This is a genomic window from Olivibacter ginsenosidimutans (assembly GCF_039542865.1).
Classification (GTDB): Bacteria; Bacteroidota; Bacteroidia; order Sphingobacteriales; family Sphingobacteriaceae; genus Olivibacter; species Olivibacter ginsenosidimutans.
Map to the genome: position 1 here is coordinate 22697 of NZ_BAABIQ010000032.1, position 25748 is coordinate 48444.

Annotated in this window: 18 protein-coding genes; 5 read left to right on the forward strand and 13 right to left on the reverse strand. The window is 40.7% G+C overall.

Annotated features, from left to right (window positions below; translation table 11 throughout):
- Positions 1–50 precede the first annotated feature (50 nt).
- Entirely contained in the window at positions 51–2102 is a 2052-nt protein-coding gene (locus ABD930_RS10480; protein WP_345231667.1) for a M13 family metallopeptidase, read from the forward strand.
- 110 nt (positions 2103–2212) lie between these two features.
- On the opposite strand, the gene ABD930_RS10485 is transcribed toward ABD930_RS10480, so the two are convergent.
- The 4 genes from ABD930_RS10485 to ABD930_RS10500 form a co-directional block, all read right to left on the reverse strand.
- Positions 2213–3277, reverse strand: coding sequence for a phytase (locus ABD930_RS10485; protein ID WP_345231668.1), 1065 nt, complete (start codon positions 3275–3277; stop codon positions 2213–2215).
- Positions 3278–3435: 158 nt separating this feature from the next.
- Positions 3436–5082 (reverse strand): tetratricopeptide repeat protein, encoded by a 1647-nt coding sequence (locus ABD930_RS10490; protein WP_345231669.1) that lies wholly within the window; start codon positions 5080–5082, stop codon positions 3436–3438.
- 58 nt (positions 5083–5140) lie between these two features.
- Entirely contained in the window at positions 5141–7996 is a 2856-nt protein-coding gene (locus ABD930_RS10495) for a TonB-dependent receptor (protein WP_345231670.1), read from the reverse strand.
- Positions 7997–8288: 292 nt separating this feature from the next.
- Entirely contained in the window at positions 8289–9170 is an 882-nt protein-coding gene (locus ABD930_RS10500; RefSeq protein ID WP_345231671.1) for a hypothetical protein, read from the reverse strand.
- An 86-nt stretch (positions 9171–9256) separates the two neighbouring features.
- Between ABD930_RS10500 and ABD930_RS10505 the strand changes: the two genes are divergently transcribed.
- Both ABD930_RS10505 and mnmC2 read left to right on the forward strand, forming a co-directional pair.
- Positions 9257–10594 (forward strand): MBL fold metallo-hydrolase, encoded by a 1338-nt coding sequence (locus tag ABD930_RS10505; protein ID WP_345231672.1) that lies wholly within the window; start codon positions 9257–9259, stop codon positions 10592–10594.
- A 28-nt stretch (positions 10595–10622) separates the two neighbouring features.
- Positions 10623–11294: a tRNA (5-methylaminomethyl-2-thiouridine)(34)-methyltransferase MnmC2 gene (gene mnmC2, locus ABD930_RS10510; RefSeq protein ID WP_345231673.1), complete on the forward strand. Its 672-nt coding sequence runs from the start codon at positions 10623–10625 to the stop codon at positions 11292–11294.
- Positions 11295–11345: 51 nt separating this feature from the next.
- Here mnmC2 and ABD930_RS10515 read toward each other — a convergent pair whose 3' ends face one another.
- The 3 genes from ABD930_RS10515 to proS all read right to left on the reverse strand — a co-directional run bounded on the left by ABD930_RS10515 (position 11346) and on the right by proS (position 15019).
- Positions 11346–12209 (reverse strand): TIGR02757 family protein, encoded by an 864-nt coding sequence (locus ABD930_RS10515; protein ID WP_425571127.1) that lies wholly within the window; start codon positions 12207–12209, stop codon positions 11346–11348.
- A gap of 88 nt (positions 12210–12297) precedes the next feature.
- Positions 12298–13437 carry a cystathionine gamma-synthase gene (locus ABD930_RS10520; RefSeq protein WP_345231674.1) on the reverse strand — a complete coding sequence of 380 codons (1140 nt, stop codon included), beginning with the start codon at positions 13435–13437 and terminating at the stop codon, positions 12298–12300.
- Between the two features lie 109 nt (positions 13438–13546).
- Positions 13547–15019 (reverse strand): proline--tRNA ligase, encoded by a 1473-nt coding sequence (proS, locus tag ABD930_RS10525; RefSeq protein WP_345231675.1) that lies wholly within the window; start codon positions 15017–15019, stop codon positions 13547–13549.
- A 444-nt stretch (positions 15020–15463) separates the two neighbouring features.
- Between proS and ABD930_RS10530 the strand changes: the two genes are divergently transcribed.
- Together ABD930_RS10530 and ABD930_RS10535 are read left to right on the forward strand one after the other, a co-directional pair.
- The gene (locus ABD930_RS10530) at positions 15464–16657 is read left to right on the forward strand and encodes a hypothetical protein (protein WP_345231676.1); all 1194 of its coding nucleotides are present in this window, start codon (positions 15464–15466) and stop codon (positions 16655–16657) included.
- Between the two features lie 140 nt (positions 16658–16797).
- Positions 16798–18342 carry an OmpP1/FadL family transporter gene (locus ABD930_RS10535; RefSeq protein ID WP_345231677.1) on the forward strand — a complete coding sequence of 515 codons (1545 nt, stop codon included), beginning with the start codon at positions 16798–16800 and terminating at the stop codon, positions 18340–18342.
- Positions 18343–18441: 99 nt separating this feature from the next.
- Here the strand turns inward: ABD930_RS10535 and ABD930_RS10540 are convergent, their stop codons facing one another.
- From ABD930_RS10540 to ABD930_RS10565, 6 genes are all read right to left on the reverse strand, one after another.
- Positions 18442–19443 (reverse strand): aldo/keto reductase, encoded by a 1002-nt coding sequence (locus ABD930_RS10540; RefSeq protein ID WP_345231678.1) that lies wholly within the window; start codon positions 19441–19443, stop codon positions 18442–18444.
- A gap of 2 nt (positions 19444–19445) precedes the next feature.
- Positions 19446–20654: an MFS transporter gene (locus ABD930_RS10545; RefSeq protein ID WP_345231679.1), complete on the reverse strand. Its 1209-nt coding sequence runs from the start codon at positions 20652–20654 to the stop codon at positions 19446–19448.
- A 67-nt stretch (positions 20655–20721) separates the two neighbouring features.
- Positions 20722–21294, reverse strand: coding sequence for a Crp/Fnr family transcriptional regulator (locus ABD930_RS10550; protein WP_345231680.1), 573 nt, complete (start codon positions 21292–21294; stop codon positions 20722–20724).
- A complete protein-coding gene (locus ABD930_RS10555; RefSeq protein ID WP_345231681.1) occupies positions 21294–23087 on the reverse strand; it encodes a M1 family metallopeptidase in 1794 nt (597 codons plus the stop codon). Before ABD930_RS10555 ends, ABD930_RS10550 begins: the two co-directional genes overlap by 1 nt.
- Before the next feature lie 241 nt (positions 23088–23328).
- Positions 23329–24864, reverse strand: a complete 1536-nt coding sequence (locus tag ABD930_RS10560; protein ID WP_345231682.1) for a M61 family metallopeptidase — start codon at positions 24862–24864, stop codon at positions 23329–23331.
- A gap of 386 nt (positions 24865–25250) precedes the next feature.
- Entirely contained in the window at positions 25251–25730 is a 480-nt protein-coding gene (locus ABD930_RS10565) for a Dps family protein (protein WP_345231683.1), read from the reverse strand.
- Between the last annotated feature and the right edge of the window lie 18 nt (positions 25731–25748).

Here is a 25748-nt window from a genome sequence, read left to right on the forward strand (position 1 = left end):
CTCCTGTAAGATGTGTTATCATCATATTGTTCACATATACTAATTAACGCATGAAGCATTCATTTCCTTTATGGTGTTGCGGACTCGCATTTTTTGCTTTTCAAAACTGTACACAACAAAAACAAGAAACGGTTTCTAATTTACCGAAGAAACTGATCGATCCAGCCAATATGGACACCACCTATAAACCTGGCGATGATTTTTTCCATTATGCAAATGGTGTTTGGCTAAAAAACAATCCGGTACCTGCCAAAGAAACCCGTTGGGGAAGTTTTAATGAACTAATTGAATTTAATGCGAAGGCGGTAAAAGATATTTTAGAGGGAGCTGCCACTAATACCGAAAACAAACCCGGAAGTGCAGAAAAGCGGGTAGGTGATTTTTTTGTCAGTGCGATGGACAGTGTTAAAATAGACTCCATAGGTAATGCACCAATTAAAGAAGATCTCGCCCGGATTAAGGCTATTAAAGATATCAACGGACTGGTGAAAGAAATTGCTTTTCAACACGTTAATGGAGTGGCATCTCCCCTATACCGGTTTGGTGTTGATCAAGATGAAAAGAATACTTCCGCTAACATTGCGCAATTTGGCCAAGGCGGATTAACGCTTCCGGATCGGGATTATTACCTCATTGATAATGCCCGGAATCGAGATATTAAACAGGCCTATGAAACTTATGTGCAGAAATTATTCACATTAGCAGGAACAGATGACACGGAAACCGTGGATAAGTTTAAACAAATTTGGACGATTGAAAAAGCATTAGCCGAGGCACAATGGAGTCGGATCGATATGCGTGATCCCTATCGCACCTATAATAAGCTTACGTCAACCTCTTTACAAAAAAGCGCCCCACAACTTCAATGGATAGAGACCTTTAAATGGTTGAAGGTTCCGCAAGCCGACAGCGTTATCGTCAATAATCCCGGTTTCTTCACCGCTGCTGCCAAACTGCTAAAGGATCAAACAATTGATGAATGGAAAACTTATCTGCAATGGAATGTCCTAAAAAATGCAGCTCCGAATTTAAGCACACCTTTTGTTAACGCCAGCTTTGCGTTTACGCAAGCTCTTACTGGCCAGAAAGCCATGACTCCACGTTGGCAAAGAAGCTTTAGGATCATTGATCAATCCGTTGGCGATTTACTAGGTCAATTATATGTTTCCAAATACTTTAAGCCGGAAGCTAAAAAACGGATGTTAGAACTGGTTAAAAATCTATCCAATACCTATGAAGAACGCATCAAGACCTTAGATTGGATGAGCGATACCACTAAGAAAAAAGCGATAGAAAAACTGCACGCTTTCACCTCAAAAATCGGCTATCCAGATCAATGGAAAAGCTATGATGGCTTGGAAATTGATCGGGAAGATTATTTTGGCAATATCCGCCGGGCAAATATTTGGGATTATAATGATATGATTAATCAATTAGGTAAGCCTGTAGATCATAGTCGCTGGGGAATGACTCCACCTACGGTAAATGCCTATTACAACCCAGTAAATAATGAAATTGCCTTTCCTGCTGGTATTCTTCAATTTCCTTTCTTTGACTTTTCCGCAGATGATGCAGTAAACTATGGCGGTATTGGCGCGGTTATTGGGCACGAGATGACACATGGGTTTGACGATCAGGGTAGACAGTATGCCGCTGATGGTAATCTAAAAGACTGGTGGACTAAAGAGGATGCAGACAACTTTAAAGCGTTGGCCAACAAAGTTGTAGAACAATATAATGGGTATACCGTATTAGACACCTTGCATGTACAGGGTAAACTTACCTTAGGTGAAAATTTAGCTGATTTAGGGGGGTTAGCTATGGCATATGCCGCATTTAAGAAAACCCCTCAAGGACAGTCCGACGAGAAAATCGACGGCTTTACTCCTGATCAACGTTTCTTCTTATCATGGGCACAGGTATGGCGAATGAACATCACACCGGAAACAGCTGCTCAACTCATTACCGTTGACCCTCATTCTCCTGCTGATGCACGAACTATTGGCCCATTGGTTAACATGGATGCATGGTATAAAGCTTTTGATGTAAAACCAGGCGATAAGTTATATAAACCCGAAAATGAACGGATAAGGGTGTGGTAAATTAGATCTGCCCACGTGATGTTCATAGAAGGTCCTATTTAATTATCCGTTGTTTTTGAAGAAAAGGGTTGCTTATATAAAATAAGCAACCCTTTTTTACTTTTGAATTTTTACTTTCTAATCCGCTCTTTTATCTTTCTCCAATCAAATAGATGAAATGTCTTATCCGTACTCATCGAGACCACCATGCCTTCCGGAAATTTTGATCCTAAGCGTACAGCGGTAGCATCAATACCATCGGTTTCTTGCGCACTTACCGGGATCTCAGCCAGCAAGGGATGTTCATGTCCATCGCCAACCCCTCCTTTTCTTGGGTAGACCATCAACGTATGTGATCCCTGATTAGATACTAGGATGTACCCCGACTTCTCTCCTGTTTTATAAATAGCAATACCCTCATTATCCTCAGAAAATCCTTTATCGCCAAAAAGCGCTAATTCTTTATCATTATGTACATCTGGATCGGCGAGATATTTTCTGACGCCTGTCTGCTCATCAGAATAATAAACAAAGCCCCATTCGTTATCCACGGCAATGGATTCGATTTCTTTTTTCCCGCTGTATTTACCAAACTTTCGGACCAGTTCTCCTCCTACTTCACCGTTACCATTATCTCGTAGCCGGTATTGCCAAAGGTAACCTTCGTTCGGTCCTGATTTTCGGCTCACGATCGCAAATATCGCATGATCAGCAGGACGTGTATAAATTGCTATACCCATCGGAGCTCGTTCGGCCTCTCCCGTAAAAACTTCGAAGCCACCTTGATCAACCGGTTTTAAATCCGGTAAAGAAAAGATTCGAAGTCGGTTGGTCAACCGTTCGGTAGTTACAGCGATGTCTGTTGGTCTACCCTTCAACTTTAATCCATACGCCACATCCACATTATTCGGACGGCTAATACCTGTAAAACTGCCTACAATCTTCCCGTTCAGATCAAACATATACAAGCCACCATCCTCATCCTTATCCGTTCCTATTATCAGGCTTTTGGAAGCGTCCTGTGGATTGATCCAAATCGCCGGATCGTCTGCATCGTGCTTAACGGATTCTGTAATCACATCCGCCTGCAGTGTGTCAACTTTTTCTTGAAGTACTTCTTTTGGTGTTTTATCCCTGCCTACACAAGCCCCCATTAGCCAGGAAAGAACAAGACCTACATATTGCAATCGCTTCATACTATTCTTATTGTTTATATTACAAAAGTGGTCTTTACAAAGAAAAGAATACAAATTTTTGGCGTTACAATTAGTGAACAAACTCATCAATCCAAGCAGCAATACGTAACATGAATCACCTCAAATATTAAAAATCAACATTATGCATCTTATTTAAGCTATCCAATAGACTGTATAAATGCAGTCAGGCTTTTACCCTGCTCCATTCCCAATTTTTTCCGGAGACGATAACGCGAAACCCTTAAGCTGTCGGCAGAAATTCCCAATAGCGTTGCAATCTCTGACGCATCTAAATTCATTTTGATTAAGGAAATCAAGCGTAAATCCGATGAAGATAAAGCGGGATTTATATGGTGTAACTTGTCAAAGAAATCCTGATGTATCTCTTCAAACACTTTTCTAAAATCCTCCCAACGCACATCTTTATTGAAATTTTGATTGATCTTGTTGAGTAACTGTTTGAGTTCTTTCTTATAACTCCGACTGTCACTTTTGATAATCGCTGTGAGGGAGTTTTTCATCTCCTCCAGCAATTGATTTTTTTCGATTGCCTGAAGAGTATGGGTGGTAATCTCCCTAGCCTTGGTCTCTAGTGTCTTGCTAAGTTGTGCTTCTTCCAATTTTTTATTCTGCAACTCGGCTTCCATTAAAGATTGCTTGGCTTTTAATAAAGCGCTCTCCTTATCACGCAATTTCCGCTCACTCTTTAAATGATGACGCTGGTTCCGAATAATAACAATGGCCAATACAATAAGCAAAAAAGCAACGATTATCGAACTACCATATACGATAGAAGCCATTTTCTTTTCCCTTCCCATTTCAGCGATACGAGCATCTTTCTGTTCCAAATCATACAAAACTTTCAGTAAAGCCGCTTGATTCTTAGCATCTTCGGAATAAATAGTTAAATAAAGGTTACGGGCCAATTCGAGATAATGAAACGTACTATCTGGATTTTTTAGATAATAATAGGTTTTTCCGATATCCCGATACGTACTACTCAGCTGTTTATATGCTTTGATTTCTTTTGCTTTTTTTTCCGCTTTCCGAGTATATAGCAAAGCCTGTTCATATTTTCTGCTCTTACGATAAACATCCCCCACATTATTAAGTGCATCAATATACATTGGTCCGTTTCCATTGACTTCAAAACGAGCCAATGCCTTGGAGAAATGGGCGAAAGCGGCATCAAACTGTTCTTTATCTTCGTATATACTCCCTAAATTCTCGTCAATAACGGCTATTCCATCTAAATCGTTAATGGATTCAAATACAGACATTGCTTTGTCCTGATAAAAGAAGGCACTATCATAGTTGGCCAATTTCTCTTGCAGGTGTCCCATATTCCCATAAGTATTGGCTATGCCCTTTTGATCCTTCCGCCGCTGATAGATATTTAACGCCTGATGGTACGCAGCTTGGGCATCTTGAGTTTGGTTATTCAAGAATAGCAGTAAACCAAGATCATTTAAATTTGCCGCTCTTAGACTATCCTGCTTCGGATCATGTTGAATCAAATTTTCTGCTTGGAGGTGATAATTTAATGCTTGGGCAAATAAGCCGAGTTGAAAACATATTTGGCCCATTTTCTGCAAAGCAATTGCTTGATCTGCCGGTTTACCTACTTTAATTGCTTGTTCATATAAGGCATTTTGTTTCAAAAAAGCCGTATCAGAAGGCTGAATGGCATGATCCAGTCGCTCCCGGATACGCTCTTCTGCCCTTGGCAATTGGGCCCAAGAGGAATTCGAAATACCTATACATATAAACAAGCTAGACCAGTAGAGGAATTGCCAAGGCTTCATGATCACAAAGATAGGTCATGAAGGTTAAGTTAATGTTAACTTAAAAGCGCCCAGGTCCCTACATATCAAATTTTATCCCTAAATTATAACGGGGTTTATAGAACTCCCGTTGCATAGGTTGATTGCTATAACCTTGATAATAACGCAGTGCCTGGTTGGTTAAGTTATTGGCTTCAATAAAAACACGCATGTATTTCGTGAACCGGTAGGAAGCGTTCGCATCCAAGAAAAATTGACTATCATAATAAGCATCGGAGAAACTATCCGGCCCAAATTCATCGATGTACGCCGCAGTATAGTTTGCAGAAACACGCGCCGAAAACGTCGTATTTTCCCATGACAAAGAGCCATTCAACATATGCGGTGCTGTTTTAGGCAACGTAACATCCTGACGTTCATTACCATCTTCATCCGATATTCCTTTTGCTTTTGATTTTGTATACGTATAGTTCGCGTAAACACCGAAACCTTTCAGGAATTTACCGGGAAGAAAGTCGAGCTGACGTTGAATCGCAATTTCGAAACCATATACGTCCACTTTGTCCCCGTTTCTATCTTGGACGAACAACCAGTTTTCTCCTGCTGGAATTATATTCGATGTACCGGGAAAATCGTTGGCAAAATCTTCCGTCGTATAGTTACGGTCGCTATATTTATAGATAAAATTCGACAGCTTTTTATAATACAACCCACCGGAAATAATACCAACCGATTTAAAATATTTTTCTGCCATCAAGTCGAAGTTCCAGGAATAAGTTGCTTTCAAATCTGGGTTACCAGCACTTATCTGACTATCATCACCATCCGCTACGGAAGAAACATACGGAGCGAGAGCATAATAATTAGGTCGTGCAAGCGCTGTGGTGATAGCAGCCCTTAGAATAAAATCCTCCTGCGGGGCGTAGCGAAACGACAAATTAGGGAGGAAGTTGGTATAGCTATTTTCTACCGTCCGAACACCAGACAGCTCCTCTTCATTTTCAACAACATTACCGGTGTAATTGATGTGAGTATTCTCCATACGTACACCTGCAATCATGGATAGTTTGGTACTTAAATCCTGATCCCAACGCAAGTAACCAGCCAAAATCCGTTCTTTCGCTTTGTAGTTTGCAGTCAGGTATTCATCCGGTTTATCTTCTCGTTCAAATTGGCTAGGATCCTGTAAATTTAAACCGCCAATGAATTGTCTAGAAGCAAATAAACCTGGTGCATACTCATTTCCAGGGACGAAATCACCTGTCCAATTAACTGTTTGAATACTGCCCAATGTTTTATAGGCATCGGTCAGTGGACTAAATTCCTGAAAAGCATTAGCCCGTTTTTTATCCTTTAACCGTAATCTACCCCCAAAACGTAAACGTCCTTTTTGTCCCTCAATAACCGATAAGGGAACACGTAGGTTTAACTTCGCACCAAACTCTCCTTCATCGGTGTAATCCTGATTTTCGGTCAATTCATCTAAGACACTGGAATTTGGATCAGGAGCGATGAACCGATAATCAACTGGCCATTTGCTGCCCGTTTGCACGAGTTGTACCGGAATAGGTGCATCCCCGCTTTCGTCATCCCATTCATAATTCATATAGTTGATATAACGTTCATGTGGTTTCTTTTCACTTGCTTTTGAATAGCTCACGGTCCAGTCCATATCTAACGAAGAACCCAAGATATGCGTACCGCCCAAGGAATAGTTTTGCACCCGTTGGGTTTCAATACGTCTACCATCGCCACGTGCTTCATTGGCTCCTGCCTTATCTTCTCTGGAAATGCTGCTCAGGATAAAGCCTCCATCAACTCCGCGGTCATCGTCAGCCAATTCCACTTCAGTAGTTCTGCTGTAACGGTTTTCCCAATCATCCCGCCAGTTGTACATGATATTAGCAAATAAACTATGGTTATTATCAATTTTATAATCGAAGGCACCAGCAATACTCCTTCTCGCTCGCTGCACATCATAACGACGTACATCCTGCTTAGACAAATATGCATTTCCGAAATCATCCTGTTCCCATTTTCCTTCTACACTTTCTGATCCCATGTGATTGTTATTATAGGAACCACTAATGACCATACCAAATTTATTATCGGCAAAACGGTTACCGTATACAAAAGCGCCAGTATAAATCGGCGTGGTGTGAATAGGGTTATAACCACCCGCTAAAGTAGCGGAAATCCGTTGCCCATTGGGAGAAGCACGGGTAATCAAATTGACCGAACCGCCAATTGCATCAGCATCCATATCTGGGGTCAAGGTTTTGTTTACCTCGATACTTGAAATCATATCGGAAGGAATCAGATCCATCTGCACGTTTCGATTATCCCCTTCAGCTGAAGGAATCCGGTCGCCATTCAATGTCACAGAATTCAATTCAGGAGATAACCCTCGCACAATAATGTTTCGGGCTTCCCCCTGATCATTCTGCATGGTAATACCCGGCACCCTTTTTAAGGCATCTCCGATATTGGCATCCGGAAAGCGCCCAACCTGATCAGCAGAAATGATGTTGCTAATATTGGCTTTGTTCTTTTGTTGATTCAGTGCACGAGCCTGCCCACGTAAATGGTCGCCCATCACCACCACTTCATCCATTGCCGTAGAACGATCTTCCAGCGAAAAGTTTTTGGATACATTCTGTCCTACAACAAGGGTTGCCAATTGCTTTTGCGGTTGATAGCCCATATAGCGTACCTCTATTTCATAGGTACCGGCAGGGACATTTAGAAACTCATAATTGCCGTTCTGATCAGAAATTGTATATCGATTTCCAACGTTTAACCGAACAGTTGCCCCGGGCAATGAGGTATTGTTCAGTTTTTCTTTTATTTTCCCTGAAATGACACCACCGCTTTGGGCATATGCCACTGTCGTGAGTACCAATAATAGCAGGATTGATGTAAAAAATCTCTTCATTAACATAGTTTTTTGTTCAAGATGATTATCGAAACACTTTTAAATTCGACACAACAAAAGTGAAAATAAGTACACCTAAAAACTCCTTATATTCGTTACAAAAAAGAAACCCATCAACTTCAAGTGTGAACACAGGAGCAACAAAACGACTAAAACGACTTCAAAAACCTGAAAAACAATTATTTACAAATAAAAGAAGTACCATTAATTTTATGTTTACACAGTATTAAATTACGGCAAACAGACAGAGATCATGAACTTGGCTATGAGGAACAAAAACAAACAATTAACATTATTGTCTGGGATAAAAATAAAGACTCGATGGTAGACCAAAGGGCCTTTCACTGATCGTAAAGTAACCGGATCCATCTCTAGCGAAAGTTATCGCTTCACCTTGTGGCTCAACAACATAAGGCAAACTGATTCCCTGGCGATGAAACATGGTTAGTAGCGATTCGCCTGGTTTACGCTTCCAATAGTATACATTTAATAGATTTTTGATGAGCACTTCCGTACCATCAGCAGAAATAGTTGCACTGGTAATAAAAGTATAAGGTATACTCATTTCCCGTTTTAATACTATGGTATCAGTCGGATTTTTCGGTAAAGAGGCCATGTAAACCCCAACCTGCAGTTCGCGCTTGTTGATCACTACTAGTTTTTTAGCAATAGGATCAAAGAAAAAAGCTTCCGCATCCCTCGGGCCATCCACATAACGAAGCGTATAGGTTTTTACGGCTTTCCGCGGTATAGTATCTGTTTGTGGCGTCTTGCTCTCAGTCACTGTAGGCTCCTCAAAACGATGAATATAAACAACCGGCCGATTTCCTAAATTATCGCCAACATCGCCCACTAACAGATAGTTCTTATGATCTTCCTGCATACTGGCTATATCTTCCCAATCATAAGCGTGTATACCTGCTAAATAATAAGTTGCGCGACAGTTTGCTGTGCTGTCCAGTAAAAATATACGGGCTTTATCACCGCTATCGTTATGGGTCCAAAAACAATGCGGATTATTAAGCGCAGACTCGAGTCCAGAAGCCTCATCGATCGCTGAATAACGTAAGTGCCCTTTATCAGTAGCTGAGCCAAAAGGACTAGTTTCCAAGTCTATTTGTGTGAGGATAGATAAAAAGAAAGAAAAACAAAGCAGCAGGATGATTAATCTCATGAATAGCTTCTATTATATAAGTTTGACAAAACTTTCACCTTGTGCCCAACCGCAAATTAGTACCTTTGTACATATTCACACGAAAGATGCATATCAAACAATTTTATGATACTAGTTTAGCACACGCTTCATATGCTCTGGTAAGCAACCATGAAGCTGTACTAATAGATCCAGCTAGAGATCCCGAACCGTACCTCGCCTTTTTGAGAGAAAATCATGCCAAACTTATTGGTATCATTGAAACGCATCCACATGCTGATTTTGTTAGTAGTCACCTGGAGCTACATCAGCGTACCGGTGCTCCGATTTATACAAGCAAGCTTGTTGGAGCAGATTATCCACACCATAATTTTGATGATGGCGATAGCTTTAAGGTTGGCCACCAAACCTTAGGGGCAATCAATACGCCGGGACATTCACCAGACAGCATTTGCGTGCTACTGGCCGACGGAAATGGAAAAGATTTAGCCCTATTTACAGGTGATACGCTCTTCGTTGGCGATGTTGGCCGACCGGATTTACGCGAGCACGTAGGCAACATGCAAGCCAAGGCTGACGAACTAGCTCGTGCGATGTATCATTCATTGCGTGATAAAATTGTTCCACTTGCTGATGATGTCGTGGTTTATCCCGCCCATGGTCCTGGATCGCTATGCGGTCGGAGTATGCGAAACGAACTGCAAAGTACCATTGGTAAAGAACGACAAGAAAACCCTGCCCTACAAATCAAGGATGAAAAAACCTTTATCCAACTATTAACCGCCGATCAACCTTTTATTCCAAAATACTTTGTCCATGATGTTGCCCTAAATCGCTTAGGAGCCGCGCCCCTGGCCGATAATTTAGCACACATCATTCAGCTGGATGAAGCCGTCTTAGCTGATGAACATGTTCTGCTGATTGATGCTCGTCCTGCTGAAGCATTTAAGGCAGGTCATCAAGAACATGCCATCAATATTCCAGATGGCCAAAAGTTTGAGACATGGTTGGGTAGTATTATAGCTCCCGGCGAATCTTTTTATCTAATCGTTGGAAAGGTCGAAGATGCACCTCATTTATTGCATAAAATTGCCAAAATTGGTTATGAAACAAACTGCAAGGGATATATCGAAGCTCCAGCTAATGGTCAGAAAAATCCGCTACTGGACCTTCCATTTTTTAACCAGCATCAGGATAACTTTACAATCATCGATTTACGTAATGGCAGCGAACTAAAGGAAGGAAAACTATTTAAAGAAGCGCTTTCTATACCGCTACATCGGTTACGGGAATCCGTCCACCTGATACCCGAAGAAAAACCTATTGTTGTCCACTGTGCTGGCGGGTATCGTTCGGCCATTGGTTCCAGTATCCTTGCCTCCCACATACATGTACCAGTATACGATTTGGGCACCGCGGTGGAGGAGTTTGATATGCGGTATTAGATACTAACAAAACACCACTTAACTAAAAATGGATTTTGTAACAACAGGAGACGGCTCTAAAACGATTTTTAACGCACAAGTTGGTGAGCATTATCATTCTAAACATGGTGCTGTACAAGAGAGCAAGCATGTTTTCTTGACATCAGGACTTCATTATTTTTTGGAGAATCAAAAGCATCCGCAGCGTCTCGTATCCATCTTAGAGGTTGGTTTTGGAACAGGATTAAACTTTCTACTAACCGCCGATTATTGTTTTCAGCAAGGAATAGATCTTCATTACACCGGCATAGAAGCCTATCCGCTGTCATTAGACACGATTAAAGAAACAGGATACCAACAGGTAGTAAACGCGACATTATGGGAAACGTTCCTTAAGCAATATGAAGGAGCACTTTCAAAAAAAAGATTTCTACTGCAACATATCACATGGGAAATCGCCCATCAGCTGGTACTGAAATTTAATACGATGCAAAAATATGACATCCTTTATTTCGATGCCTTTGCAGCCGTACATCAACCGGAAATGTGGAGCACCGAAACGCTCAGTCATGTATGTAATTTTTTGATTCCAGGCGGCGTATTCGTTACCTATGCCATTACAGGTAATCTCAAACGCACGATGAAAAGTTTAGGCTTTTCTATTGAAAAGGCTCCAGGAGCGCCAGGAAAAAGAGAGATGTTACGCGCCGTCAAAAATTAGTTGTGCGTTATGCGTTACGAGTTGCGCGCACCTTAACATTTTTTCCACAACTCACAACTCCCCCTCCACTCCTAGTCCAAATAACGCAAAATCATATTTAACCGGATCTTCGGGATCTAATAAGCGTAAACTTTCCGTAAGCTCAATTGCTGTTTGCCAATCGGTCTGTTTACGGCTAATTAATCCTAAATGCCGCGCTACCCGATCGACATGCACATCACATGGACAAATCAATTGTTGCATAGTCATGTTCTCCCAAATGCCAAAGTCGACTCCCTGATTATCTTTACGCACCATCCAACGCAAAAACATGTTCAACCGTTTACAAGTTGATTTTTGGGCAGGAGAACTAATGTGTTTGCGTGTCCGTATAGGGTAATCGGGTAAGCTAAAAAAGTACGTGCGAAAGCGATTAAGTGCAGATTCTACCGAAATTGGATCTTGCACCAATTCGCCTATATAGCAAGTTTCACTGCTTAATTTAACCTCTAGCGCGAACGCAGATTCAAAAGACAGGTATTCCTCTCTAAATGCAGCAGTTTTCATGTTCGGAACAAAGGCCTGTTCTAACGAGCTGAACCTTTCATAATGTGCTTTAAAAAAGCTGATAAAATACAGCAAATCGGTATCGTTAAATGTCCGGTGTTTAAAGCCAAGTAGATTTTTAAGGTCCTGCTCTTGATGGTTTTTAACAAAATCATACGGACTTCCATCCATCCGCTCAATTAGCTCTTTACATTTATTGATAATCGTTTTCCGCTGTCCCCAGGCCAGTATCGCTGCAAAAAAACCTATAATTTCGACATCCTGCTTTATAGTAAAGAGATGTGGAATACAAACAGGATCATGTTCAATGAAACCCGGCTGATTATATTGTTCAACCTTACGATCGAGGAATTCTTTTATGTTTAACACGTCAATATCAGTTATGTGTTGTGAGTGTGCCTTGAGAATATCTGTGACGCCATACGAAACGCGCAACTGGCAACTGGTAACTCACAACTTAAACAAGCGCTTGCTTCAAATCTGCCAACAAATCGTCGATGTCTTCCACACCTACACTGATGCGGATGAGATTATCTACTACACCCACCTTCTCGCGTACTTCTTTGGGTATCGAACCGTGGGTCATGGTAGCGGGGTGGTTAATTAATGACTCCACTCCTCCCAACGACTCTGCAAGCGAAAAAATCTTAAATGAAGAAGCTATCTTAAAGGTATCCTGCAAGGAAGTGTTTTTCAAAACAATGGAAATCATGCCACCAAAATCGCGCATCTGCTTCTTGGCAACGTCATGATTAGGATGATCCTCAAAGCCCGGCCAGTATACTTTTTCTATTTTAGGATGCTGACGAAGAAAAGTCGCTACCTGCCGGCCATTTTCACAATGTGCTTTCATGCGTAAATGCAAGGTTTTAATCCCTCGTAGCGCCAAGAAACTATCCTGAGGGCCAGGGGTTCCACCACAAGCATTATAATAGAAAAAAAGTTGTTTATACAACTCCTCGCTATTCGTTACCAAAGCGCCCATTACAACATCGCTATGACCGGCAATATATTTGGTCACCGAATGCATGACAATATCCGCACCCAAGTCGATAGGATTTTGCAAATAAGGAGAGGCAAAGGTATTATCAACCACATAAAGTACATCGGCTGCTTTTGCTACCGCAGCTATCGCTGCGATATCAACGATCTGCATAGTTGGGTTCGTTGGTGTTTCTACCCAGATTAACTTGGTCTTTTTGGAGATAAGAGACGCCACATGCTCTGGCTTAGTTACATCCACAAAGTGGAACGTAATGCCATAATGCTCAAACACCTTCGTAAAAATACGATAAGAGCCACCATAAAGATCATTACCGGTAATCACCTCATCGCCTGGACGTAATAACCGTAAAACCGTATCTGTAGCGGCCATCCCACTTGAAAAAGCTAGACCAAATTGGGCATTCTCCAAAGAAGCCAAACAATCTTCCAATGCTTTACGAGTAGGATTAGTTCCTCTCGAGTACTCATAGCCCTGATGCTCTCCAGGTGACTTTTGCCAATAGGTAGATGTTTGGTAAATAGGAGTCATAACTGCCCCTGTGGTAGGATCGGGGTGTTGCCCCGCATGTATCGCTTTTGTCGCAAATTTCATTTTTTAAGATTTTTAGACATAAGACATAAGTAGCAAGACTTCAGTCATTGTGTCCTGATACCTGATACTTACATCTTGATACTTACATCTTGATACTTGATACTAGACTTTAATACGCTTTAGCAAACAACACCCTTTGTGCAGATGGTTTACCCGTAAATATACACGTGCCAGCTTCTTGTTTATTGTCTAAGGGAATACAACGGATGGTTGCTTTTGTTTCTTCCTTCACACGCTTTTCGGTTTCGGGGGTACCATCCCAATGCGCTGCTATAAAACCTCCTTTGCCTTCTAATACCCGTTTAAATTCTTCATAAGAATTGACCTCCGTAATGTGTTCGTTTCGATAAGATAAGGCCTTTTTGTAAATATTTTCTTGAATATCGTCTAACAATGCCACAATCCGTTCTGACAAACCTTGGCGGTTTACCGTTTCCTTGGTTTGGGTATCTCTTCTAGCCAGTTCTACGGTACAGTTTTGAAGATCACGCGCACCTACAGCAACACGCACAGGTACTCCCTTAAGTTCCCATTCAGCAAATTTAAAACCTGGACGTTGTGTGTCCCGATCATCATACTTTACTGAAATCCCTTTCGCCTTTAAATCTGCAATCCATTCATCTGCCAAGGCGCCAATTTGCTGACTTTCCTCCGTAGTTTTATAAATTGGTACAATGACAACCTGTATAGGTGCCAGTTTAGGTGGTAATACCAAGCCAGCATCATCCGAATGGGCCATAATCAAGGCGCCCATTAAGCGGGTAGACACTCCCCAAGAGGTTGCCCAAACATAATCCAGCTTTCCTTCTTTGGATGTAAATTTTACATCGAACGCTTTAGCAAAGTTTTGACCAAGGAAGTGCGATGTCCCAGCTTGTAAGGCTTTACCATCTTGCATCAATGCTTCAATACAATAGGTATCCAAAGCTCCTGCAAAACGTTCGGTCTCGGTTTTTTTTCCTCTGATCACCGGTAGGGCCATCCAATGCTCAGCAAAAGTAGCATATACTTCCAGCATACGCTCAGTCTCTTCCACAGCCTCTTCTTTTGTTTCGTGGGCTGTATGTCCTTCCTGCCATAGAAACTCTGCCGTACGCAAAAATAATCGAGTACGCATTTCCCACCGCACCACGTTCGCCCATTGGTTCACTAAAATAGGAAGATCACGATAAGACTGAATCCATCCTTTATAAGTATTCCAAATAATGGTTTCCGATGTGGGGCGTACAATCAATTCCTCCTCTAGCTTTGCCTCTTCATCGACAATGATTTGGCCATTGCCATCATTCTTTAAGCGATAATGTGTCACAACGGCACATTCCGTCGCAAAACCTTCTACATGTGAAGCCTCCTTTGAAAAAAATGACTTTGGAATGAAAAGTGGAAAATAAGCATTACTATGCCCAGTATCTTTAAACATTTGGTCAAGTGCCGCTTGCATTTTTTCCCAAATAGCGTAGCCATAGGGCTTTATAACCATGCATCCCCGTACAGCGGAATGTTCGGCTAGATCAGCCTTACTTACCAATTCATTATACCATTGTGAATAATCCTCGTTTCTACCGGTTATACCTTTGCTCATTTTGTGTTCTTGGAATAGTATTTGTAAATAAAAATAATGTATAAGGCATTAAAAAGTCAACCACCATTATATCGAGAAGTCCGAATTTTCGGAACCCGGTAAAAATGATGGCTTTTAGATAGCCTCATTTATACGAATGTTATTTTATTAAAAATGTTAAAATATCAGTAAAGTTACGTCCATTTTGCGAATGTAAGGATTATTAAATTATTTTTGTAGCAGACGCAAATGAACAACCGTTACCTGATTAAAGTTTATCCATCATTCCGTGTCTTGGCTATAGGGTATCTGGCAAGGCGCACAAAATGAGGAAACACACAGTTTGCTGATGATAAATGAACAATTTTGAATGAGTAGCTAAGCGACATTAGAGACAAATTCTAATTAAACCTTTTTGGTTTACTGCAGTCTAATTAAAACCAATTGACGAGAAAGGAAAATATAATGAAAAGTAAGTCCATTTTGATAAAAGGTGCCTTCGCTTTAGGAGCATTATCTTTAGGTGCCTGTGCTACAAACCAGTACGCACAACATACTTTTCAGGATGACGTATATGGGGGGAAAGGTAAAGCTCAGGAAGTAGCTTATCAAAGCCCAGATTACTACGACGAATACGCAGATCCTGTGGATACCGGCTATACGGATGACGCAGATACCGATGCTTATGCCGATCAAGACCAATATGCTGATCAGAATGAAAGTTATTACAACGATGAGTATGCGGACAGCTATGGTGACGCTTACGCAGACGAATACAGCGACTACGAATATGCTAACCGCATTAACCGTTTTTACTATGCTACCCCTGGTATGACCTATTACGATCCATTTTTTGACCCTTGGTATGGTTATGGCTTTAACGGCTGGGGTATCAGCTTTGGTTGGAGCAGCGGCTGGGGCTGGGGCGGTGGTTTAGGCTGGGGCGGTTACTGGGGTAACCCCTACTATGCTGGCGGCTGGGGTGGATGGTACTCTCCTTGGTGGGGCCCATATTCTTATTATGGTGCTGGCTGGGGTGGTTATTACGGTGGTTACTGGGGTGGTTACCCTGGCTGGGGCTGGGGTGGCGGTTATGCCGGCCGTGTAAATTATAATCCTAGACCTTATGCCATGAGCTATCGAAATACTTCCGGAGGTTCTATTACTAGAAGCAGAGAAGGTGTGTTAGCCCGTGTTTCTGGAAGCAGCAGAAACAGAACACCTTCAGCCAGAAGCACATGGGGTGTTGGTAGTCGTTCTCGTGGAACAACACGCACAAGCGAAACTTATCGTCCAACAGGTTCGAGAAGTAGAGAAGCTATACGTCCAGGCAGTTCAACAAGACCTTCCGCAGTACGGCCAAATGGTTCAACAAGTCGATCCTCATACGGTCGCCCAAGTGGATCTGAAAGACCTGCTGTCAATAGACCTTCTACGAGTAGACCAAGCAGTATGTCCAGACCTACATCGCGTCCGAGTAGCATGTCTAGGCCTACATCGAGACCGAGTTCATCGGTATCGAGGCCTGCTCCACAAAGTTCTAGACCATCTTATACGCCGGCACCTAGTCGTTCTTCAGGTGGCTTTAGTGGTGGTGGAAGCGTAAGCCGTGGTGGTGGCGGCGGTGGTGGCAGCCGAGGAGGCTCTAGAGGTAGATAAATAGATCAAAAAATGATTTTATTGAAAAACCGACTATGGGATTTATTCAAACTAATGAACATTAGTCGGTTTTTTATTTGGTCTATAATGCCTTGACTCTGTAGTACGTAAATGAATTTGCTCTTTAATATTGAAACAAGATGAATACTAAACAATTAACTATATTAGGTGCTTTATTGGGTTTTTTCGTTACTTCAAAAGCGCAAAACAGTGACGAAGCATTACTTTTTTCCCAATATGACCAAGGTTCTACCGCACGATTTAAAGCCATGGGTAACGCACAAACCTCACTTGGAGGCGATATTAGTAATATTTCAGGTAACCCCGCTGGATTGGGCTTTTTTAACAGCTCTGACTTTGCTATTTCGTTAGACTATTTTGGCGATAAAAACAAAGCAACTTATTTTGGCAATCCCTACAATGATACCAAAGATCGTTTTGGTCTAAATCAACTAGGCATTGTTTTCAATTTGCCTAATATGCGTGCTCGGGGAAGTAATCTCGATCAGGGTTGGATAAATTTTAATGTTGGTATTGGTTACACAAAAACCAATAGCTTTCATTCTAAATTGACCTATTTTGGCAATAACCCGAACTCCAGTATAGCTGATTATTTTATGGATCAAACTTATCTCGACCAAAATTCTGTTATCGGCAAAATTGGCTGGGACTTCGGACTATTTGACCAAGGGAAAAGTGGCGATCCATATTATGGCATGACCAGTCTGAACAATGAACAGGGAATCATGAACAGTTATAGCGGATTTCAGTCGGAAACTAACTTATCCTTTGGTGCTAACTATAGCAATAAATTCTATTTAGGGGCTTCGATAGGGCTGGCAACTATTGACTATAAGGCAAATCGTCATTTCTATGAAGATGGCTTTATAGAAGATTTAACCTATCTAAAGACGCAACCTAACTGGCAAGAATCCCGTTTCGTAACAGACGAGGGTTACAAAGAACTTTTAAACTCTGATTTTGAATATGATGACCAAGTTTGGAGTCATACCAAAGGTACCGGTGTGAACCTCAAACTAGGAATGATTTACCGACCTGACGACATCTTTCGTATTGGTATCTCTGCTACAACACCTACTTGGTATCGGATGTCAGATGGTTGGGATGATTATTATGGCATCGTGAACTATGAACCAAATGGAGGAGCTCAGATTGGCGATCCAGCAGAAGATGCCACCCAAGGTAATTATGCAGAATATAACCTACGTACCCCCTATCGCTTGAATGGTGGCGTATCTGCTGTATTCTCCCGTGGTTTATTAAGTGCCGATGTTGAATTTGTGGATTATGCGAGTATGCATTTCTCTTCTTCCGATAATCCGGATATCGAGTTATATAATGAGCAAATCAAGAATAGTTACCAAGGTGCCGTCAATTTTAAGGTTGGTGGTGAGTTTATCGTAACACCAGCATTTTTATTACGTGCAGGGTATAACCATCAAGGGAATCCCTATAAAGAAAATGATTATAAGGCACAGTCAATAAGCGGTGGTTTAGGTTTCCGATTTGGCAATTATTATGTTGATGCTACTTACCAAAACTGGAGACAGGAATATAATCATTCTCCGTATAGTTTTACACCTGAAATGGGCTTTGAAACCCCTGTTGCTAGCATTAAAAATACAAGGAATTATGTGTTTTTAACGATAGGTACAAAGTTTTAATCCTTACAACGATTGAAACGTAAATAGCTTATTTATCCAAAACTTTATTATTTCGAGACCTATTTCGGCTTGGTAAGCCCAAGCCGAAATAGGTCTCTCCTATCTATCCCCAACCCAATGAGGATAAATTGGATGTTGAGCAGAAACATGATCTAATTCTTTCAGCTGATTTTCAGATAAATTCCAACCAACGGATTCTATATTTGCCAGAAGCTGTTCTTCGTTTCGAGCTCCAATAACAATAGTAGATACGGTTGGATTGTGCAATAACCAATTTAAGGCAACTTGTGGGATTGACTTACCGATTTCCTTTCCAATTTTTTCTAAAACATCTAATACATCGAACAGAAAATCATCGCTAACAGGTGGTGCACCAACAGCACCTCCAGATTTTATTCGGCCTTCCTTTAATTCTTGCCCTCTCTTTATTTTTCCAGTCAGTCTACCCCATCCAAGAGGGCTCCAAACCATCAGTCCCATCTGCTGGTCTTCCAAAAGTGGCATTAGTTCTTGTTCATAATCCCTGCCAATTAAGGAATAATACCCTTGATATACGATGTATTTTTCCAAGTTATGCTTTTCCGAAATGGAGAGCGATTTCATTAATTGCCAAGCTGCAAAATTAGAACAACCGATGTATCGTATTTTTCCACTCCTTACCATATCATCAAGTGTTCGTAAAGTCTCTTCTATTGGTGTAAACCGATCAAATCCGTGCATGAAATATACATCTACATAATCGGTATTCAGCCTTCTCAAACTGTCATTTAACGCATTCATAAGATGGTAACGGGATGAACCTTTTTCATTAGGAAGCTCTCCCATCTGAAAAGAAGCTTTCGTAGCGATGATACTTTTATCCCGTTTTCCTTTTAAGGCTTGGCCGAGCACGATTTCTGAATCACCTATAGAATATACATTTGCCGTATCAAAAAAATGAATTCCTCTTTCTAAACAAATATCGATAAGCCGCGAGGCTTCTTTTGCATCTGTTTGCCCCCAGCGTTTGAAAAACGCATTGGTGCCACCAAATGTACCCGTTCCAAGACTTAAAACAGGCACCTTTAAACCTGAATTACCTAAATTTCTGTATTCCATCATGATTAATTTTTAAAATGATTATTTTCTGTTTTAATACTGATGATTGCAAAAATTACCGCAATGAGGGCAAATGCCGTACTCATTAAGGCAATAGACTGTAATCCTAGTGAAGAGGATATGATAACTCCTCCAAGATATGAACCGATGGCTATACCGATGTTAAATGCAGAGATATTTAAAACCGAGCAGACATCTTCCGCTCCTTTTAAATGTTTTTCGGCTAACCTGATAACGTAAAGTTGCATGCCCGGCACTGTTGCAAAGCCTAAAAATCCCATTGCTGCAACTAATAAAAGTGTGGCTACTTTAAAAGGAAGTAAAAAATACATTAGGGTAAAAATGACTGCCAAAAGCGTAAATAAACGAAACAGCACCTTCGCCGGATCGGTATTAGACCATTTACCGCCAATCATATTGCCCAATGCGACAAAAAAACCATATAATAACAGGATTAGGGTGATACGATCTACTGAAAATCCTGATATCGTTTCCAATAAAGGAGATAGATACGTAAATGTGCCAAATAAAGCAGCGAAAGAAAATAAGGTTAATGAAAATCCAAGCAGTATCGATTTGCTTTTTAATACTTTTAGTTGATAAGTAATGTTAATCGGAGTACCCATCTGGATTTCTCTGGGTAGCAAAAGATAGTTGGCAAAGAAACAAATCACCCCAATAATCGAAATTCCTCCAAATGTGTATCGCCATCCAAAATGTTGCCCTATATAAGTCCCTATAGGCACTCCTGTAACCATTGCGACGGTTAAGCCTGTAAACATAATGGCAATGGCAATAGCACGTTTGTCTTTCGATACTAAACTGCTGGCAATATTGGCTCCGATGCCTACAAAAACACCATGTGCTACTCCAGATAATACCCTACCCATTATCAAGGTCAGAAAATTACTGGAAAATGTAGCCATTGCATTACTTACGATAAATAAAAGCATAATGGCTAGCAATAATTTCTTTCGAGGTATACCGCTAGTGAAGGCTGTTACAAATGGACCGCCAATCGCCACACCAATTGCATAAGAAGTTACAATCCACCCTGCTGTCGATACGCCGATCAATAGATCATCGGCTATTGTCGTCAACAGTCCGATCATCACTACTTCCGTTGTTCCAATGGCAAAAATACTCACCGTCAAAGCCCATAAGGCGACAGGAAGACGGTTACTATGTTTGGTTATTTCTATTGTATTTTTCATTTGACAAAACTCCGAAGCCGATACTACATGCTATAGGATATTTGTCAAAGATTTGATGTGAGGTTTATCACGTCATTTTGGAGAGACGGCTTAAGGTTTCGCGTGTAACCCCTAGGTAAGAAGCAATCATCGCTTTCGGAACCCGCTGGATGAGCCCAGGATAAATGGTTAATAGATTATGATACCGTTCATTGGCATTGCTACTTAGAAAACATAAAATTCTTTTTTGTAGCGCGATATACCCATTTGTGGTCTTTTTTAAAAAGAAGTATTGCATTTTGGGCAATTCCCTACTCAGCTTTTCTTTATTCCCAAGTGTTAATGCCATTACTTCTGTATCTTCCAAACAGGTGACCATAAGGGTTGACTTGCTTTTATGATGAAAGGCTTCAGCATCGGTTATCCACCAGTTTTCCATCCCAAATTGTAGTATATGGTCCTTACCATCCAAATCTAATCGAGAAACTTTCATTAGCCCTTTGATCACAAAAAAATCATAATTTGCATAATCCCCATCGTGAAGCACGATCTGATGTTTTTTGAATCTTTTGCTTCGAAAATGTTCCAAAACGAATGTAAATTCTTCATCCGTTAATTGGACAATTTCTTCAATCTGCTTTCTTAATGGATGGCTTTTCATTACCCGTTTTCTTTCCAGTTATTATCTTTTGGCGTTGCGTCCATAAATATGCCTCCATCTAAATATACGGATTTTACAATACCCTTCTTGGTTTGCACCTGCAAGTGAATCGTTTTGGGATGATCCTTCCAAACGGAAGGTGTAAAATGTTGGCGTTCTTCTGACCCATCAGCATAGCTAATCACTACATCAAAAGGAATGGCAAAGCCCCCAATATTTTCAGCTGTTATTGCAAGTTTGTTAGTCAACTGTTTTACTTCGCCGACTTTCAAATCGATATAATTGTTCGTAAAAAACCAGTTTTGGAAAAACCAATTTAAGTCTTGACCCGAGCCTGTATTCATAGAATTAAAGAAATCCCACGGCATAGGATGCTTACCGTTCCAGTTATCCATATACGTATGCAAAGCCGTTTTAAAAAGTGCATCACCCAGCAAATCTTTTAAAGCCAAATAAGATAGGGAAGCTTTACCGTATGAATTGCGTCCATAACCAACGCCAGACACTTGGTTTGACATCGAAATGATAGGTTGATCTTCTTCTGTTGAGGGATCATTGATATAACTTTTTATTCTGAAATTTTTATAATTTTCATCTGCGCTTTTTTTATCATTATAGCTCAAAGCGATCAAATATTCCAACGTGGTTGCCCAGCCCTCATCCATATAAGCATAACGGGTTTCGTTGGTACCCATATAAAAAGGGAAGTAGGTATGCGCAATCTCATGATCTTGCACAAAACGTCCGAAAGCATCATTGCCGGTTTCCGAATCGTTCACCATCATTGGATATTCCATATCTGCAAAGCCTTGTACTGCCGTCATTTTGCTATAAGGGTAAGGAACACCAGGCCAGTGATTAGAGAACCAGCTCAGCGCATAGCTACTGTACTTAACAGAGTTCACGAAATCTATACTGCTTTCGCTATAGGCGGCTTGGGTGCTTGCCCTACGCTTGGTTTTGGGATCGACCACCACACTTGAGGCATCCCAAACATAATGGTTGCTCAAAGCAAAACACACATCCGGAATATGCTCGGCCTTAAACTTCCAAATATTCCAAGACTGTTGTGTTGTTACTTTTCCTGCTTTCATCTCCTCAGCTGTTGCTACATGAATAACCTGATCGCTTTTATACGATTCTTTTAATCTCGATGCAATTGGGGCCTGCAGTACCTCGTCAGGGTTTAAAAAGTCACCTGTAGCCCATACGACATAGTTTTTGGGTGCCTTAACCGTAAAAGTATAATCATTAAAGTCGTTGTAAAACTCGCCACGGTCAGTATGCGGAATCATATCCCATCCATTATAGTCATCGTATACCGATACGCGGGGATAAGAATAAGCCACGTAAAAGGTATTCGCATCAATCTGCCCTTCCCTGCCACTTTGCTTAGACAAAGGATAAGTCCAGGCAATTTCTATTGTAGCATTGCTTTTTGGCATGATCACTTCGTTTAACTTGATCGTGCCCACCGTTCCCCAATCGCTAGCATCTATTGGGTATGTTTTTCCATTTATGCTAAGATGGCTTATGGTTAAACCTTCGGAAAGAAAATCGGCACTTACATAACCACTACGAGGCGCTTGAGGTTTATGGATATTATTGACAAAACGAATGGCTAATGACTTTAAGGTATCCGGACTATTGTTGCTATAGGTAATCGTCTCTGTTCCGGTGACTACCTTTGTTTCATCATCTACCTGCAAATCCATTTGATAAACGCCCTTATTTTGCCAGTAGTTTTTTCCCGGCTTTCCACTCACATCGCGCGTTCCCCGTTCGTAAGCCATTTTAATATTTCTAGGTAGATAAAGATCTTGCGCCGACGATGGTATCCAACAATAAATGAAGCAAACTGATAAGACTAAACGAAAATTCATGTAATGAAAATTAAAAATTCAAAAGTAAAAAAAGCTCTACGTTATTACGTGCTAAGTAAAAAGCGGTAAATGGGCTGTAAACTATTTAGCCATAAGCTATAAACCATCACTAATAACGCACAACTCGCAACTATAATTAATAACCAAACGCTCACTGTCCTAACCAAGCTTCTCGCACAAGCAACTGACCAGCGTCTGCTTGAGCATCTAAGGTAAGCATATGTTCTGCGGAAGGATCAAAACGAATACCTGCAAATCCAAAGAATTCGCCATAAGGTATGGGCGTATTTCCTTGTACATATGTTAGCAGAAACTGCTTGATCTCAGGGTAACTTAGTTGCTCAATTTCATCAAACAGCTCATCGTCTAAAAAATATTTATCTTTTCCAAAACGAACCCCCAGATCGTGCGTTAAGTTTTTCAGTCCATAACCTCCCTCTGATAAATGGAGCAAATACAGATCTAGGCAAGCAGCAATTAAGGCACCTTTTTGATAGACATTGCCATATTGATCGGCATAAGTGCTTGCTGCATATTTACTTAATTTAGTAAAGGCCAAGGTATCATTATATTGTTCTCGGGAGGTGCGGATTTTATCAGACAATTTATCCAAGAACTGTTGTGTCGTATTTAAACCACTCTTCACTTGCACATGATGTGCCGTATATTCCGTGCTGCCTTCATACAACCATAAGTGCTCGGATAATACGGGTTCTTGGTAGTTAAATTCTTTCACTTCCTTCGAGGCGATGGTTAGCGGCGTAATGATATGAAAAAATTCATGAGAGGACACGTCTACAAGAAGCTTTTTCATTTGCTCCGCAGGCATTTCTGGCAAGTAATAAAAAGAAGATGTTGGGTGTTCCAAAGCCCCGCCAATACCTCCCTTAAAGGACTGTTTAACTTCCGGTGACTTAAAATAATAAAGAAAAGCATACCGATTTGCCGGTAATTTACCGCCTAAATATGTTCTAGCTCCCTGTAGCAGATCAGACAACCATCCGGCAATTTGCTTAGCATGCACCTGTTGGTGAGGAGAATAAACGGACACCAATACATCGCAATTACCAACCTTGACAGTAGCCGTATCGGGTATGCCATACATAATGGGCGTATCATACAATTCATCCAAACTTTTCATGTTAAAAACATCCTGTGTTTCGGTATGACTAGTAGGCATAGCACTCGTAGACGAATAAAAGCTGCTCGGTTTATCAATAGTTATCGAAAAAGGTAACTGATTTTGACCTTCAAGGTATCCAAAAATACCAGGTGTGTGCAACACCACATTTTTAGCCTCAAAGTTAGTCGCTGCCATCGGGTAAACGGCGTGTTCTTGCTCCGTATCGAAGATATCTTCAACCGTATAGGTGATTTTAACTAACTTATTTGCTTTTTTGATTTCCCAACGGTTAGTATCGAGGCGCGCAACAGGCAATAGTTTTCCTTTTTTGTCAAATGCTTTTACGTCACTTACAAAAGTCCCATAGTTGCTAATCGCATAAGTTCCCGGAATAATTTTCGGCAGATTAAAAAGGATCTTCTTTTCTTTTTGTGGAGGAGTTTGCAGTGTAACGGAAAGTGTATCACCTTGTAAATGATTGAGATCTAATGCATAATGATATTCTTGTGCATAAACGCATATGATCGTAATTATAGAAAGGAACGTTAATAATATCTTCTTCATGAATGGTACTTTTTATCAGTAATATAGGCAAAGATAATAATTACTTGAAGCTGTTCCATTTTTGACGTCTACAATATAATAATGAGGCATTGCGGGATGTCTTTAAACCCGCATACGCTGTAGGCTTTAAGCAATAAGCATCTACCGATTTATCGACTTGCAAACCGTGCCAATAGATTAAAGCATACAGCCTATTGCTGAATTGGGGTTAAAGAAGCATGATGAAGGTTAAAAGGAAAGCAAAATTGGATGGAGATCGCTTTGCAAGCAGATAGAAGTAGACTAAGGGTTAAAGATTTATAATGAAGTAAAAAATTAATAGCAAAATAAAAGTTCCGATCAGAAAAGTTGATCGGAACTTCATTATCCTAAATCAAATCCTTTAATTACCGCTTATTTAAAAAAGCCCTCAACATCCAGTTTTGCTTTTCGTTAAATTGCATAAAGGCGTTGACCATATCATTAGACCCTTCATCGTTCGCTTCATCCGTTATTTCTAAAAGATCACGTTGCAAAGCAATTAATACTTCCAAGTCGTCAACCACTGCCTTTACCAAATCGATATCAGACATACCAATAGTATCGATTTCCTTAATTTCTGCAGTTTCCAAATAATCTTGATATCTGCTCAAGGGCGACTTTCCTAAAGTCAATATTCGTTCTGCTAATTCGTCTATAGTAGTAATGGCATTGTTATACAGTTCTTCAAATTTGGCGTGCAAGGTGAAGAAATGGGATCCCCGCACATTCCAATGACAACCACGAAGTTTCTGGTAATGCACATGGTAGTTTGCTAGTAAATCATTCAAATGATCAACTACCGGTCTCAATTTTTTCTCTTCTAAACTTATTGCTTTGGGATTCATATGTTTTATGTATATTTT

What these genes read in the sequence shown, in the direction of transcription:
- ABD930_RS10545 (WP_345231679.1), bottom strand. Translation starts at nt 20,654, where the DNA reads ATGAAAAATACAATAGAAATAACCAAACATAGTAACCGTCTTCCTGTC.
- ABD930_RS10530 (WP_345231676.1), top strand. Translation starts at nt 15,464, where the DNA reads ATGAAAAGTAAGTCCATTTTGATAAAAGGTGCCTTCGCTTTAGGAGCA.
- ABD930_RS10535 (WP_345231677.1), top strand. Translation starts at nt 16,798, where the DNA reads ATGAATACTAAACAATTAACTATATTAGGTGCTTTATTGGGTTTTTTC.
- proS (WP_345231675.1), bottom strand. Translation starts at nt 15,019, where the DNA reads ATGAGCAAAGGTATAACCGGTAGAAACGAGGATTATTCACAATGGTAT.
- ABD930_RS10565 (WP_345231683.1), bottom strand. Translation starts at nt 25,730, where the DNA reads ATGAATCCCAAAGCAATAAGTTTAGAAGAGAAAAAATTGAGACCGGTA.
- ABD930_RS10485 (WP_345231668.1), bottom strand. Translation starts at nt 3,277, where the DNA reads ATGAAGCGATTGCAATATGTAGGTCTTGTTCTTTCCTGGCTAATGGGG.
- ABD930_RS10555 (WP_345231681.1), bottom strand. Translation starts at nt 23,087, where the DNA reads ATGGCTTACGAACGGGGAACGCGCGATGTGAGTGGAAAGCCGGGAAAA.
- ABD930_RS10560 (WP_345231682.1), bottom strand. Translation starts at nt 24,864, where the DNA reads ATGAAGAAGATATTATTAACGTTCCTTTCTATAATTACGATCATATGC.
- ABD930_RS10505 (WP_345231672.1), top strand. Translation starts at nt 9,257, where the DNA reads ATGCATATCAAACAATTTTATGATACTAGTTTAGCACACGCTTCATAT.
- ABD930_RS10550 (WP_345231680.1), bottom strand. Translation starts at nt 21,294, where the DNA reads ATGAAAAGCCATCCATTAAGAAAGCAGATTGAAGAAATTGTCCAATTA.
- ABD930_RS10520 (WP_345231674.1), bottom strand. Translation starts at nt 13,437, where the DNA reads ATGAAATTTGCGACAAAAGCGATACATGCGGGGCAACACCCCGATCCT.
- mnmC2 (WP_345231673.1), top strand. Translation starts at nt 10,623, where the DNA reads ATGGATTTTGTAACAACAGGAGACGGCTCTAAAACGATTTTTAACGCA.
- ABD930_RS10495 (WP_345231670.1), bottom strand. Translation starts at nt 7,996, where the DNA reads ATGAAGAGATTTTTTACATCAATCCTGCTATTATTGGTACTCACGACA.
- ABD930_RS10540 (WP_345231678.1), bottom strand. Translation starts at nt 19,443, where the DNA reads ATGATGGAATACAGAAATTTAGGTAATTCAGGTTTAAAGGTGCCTGTT.
- ABD930_RS10490 (WP_345231669.1), bottom strand. Translation starts at nt 5,082, where the DNA reads ATGAAGCCTTGGCAATTCCTCTACTGGTCTAGCTTGTTTATATGTATA.
- ABD930_RS10500 (WP_345231671.1), bottom strand. Translation starts at nt 9,170, where the DNA reads ATGAGATTAATCATCCTGCTGCTTTGTTTTTCTTTCTTTTTATCTATC.
- ABD930_RS10480 (WP_345231667.1), top strand. Translation starts at nt 51, where the DNA reads ATGAAGCATTCATTTCCTTTATGGTGTTGCGGACTCGCATTTTTTGCT.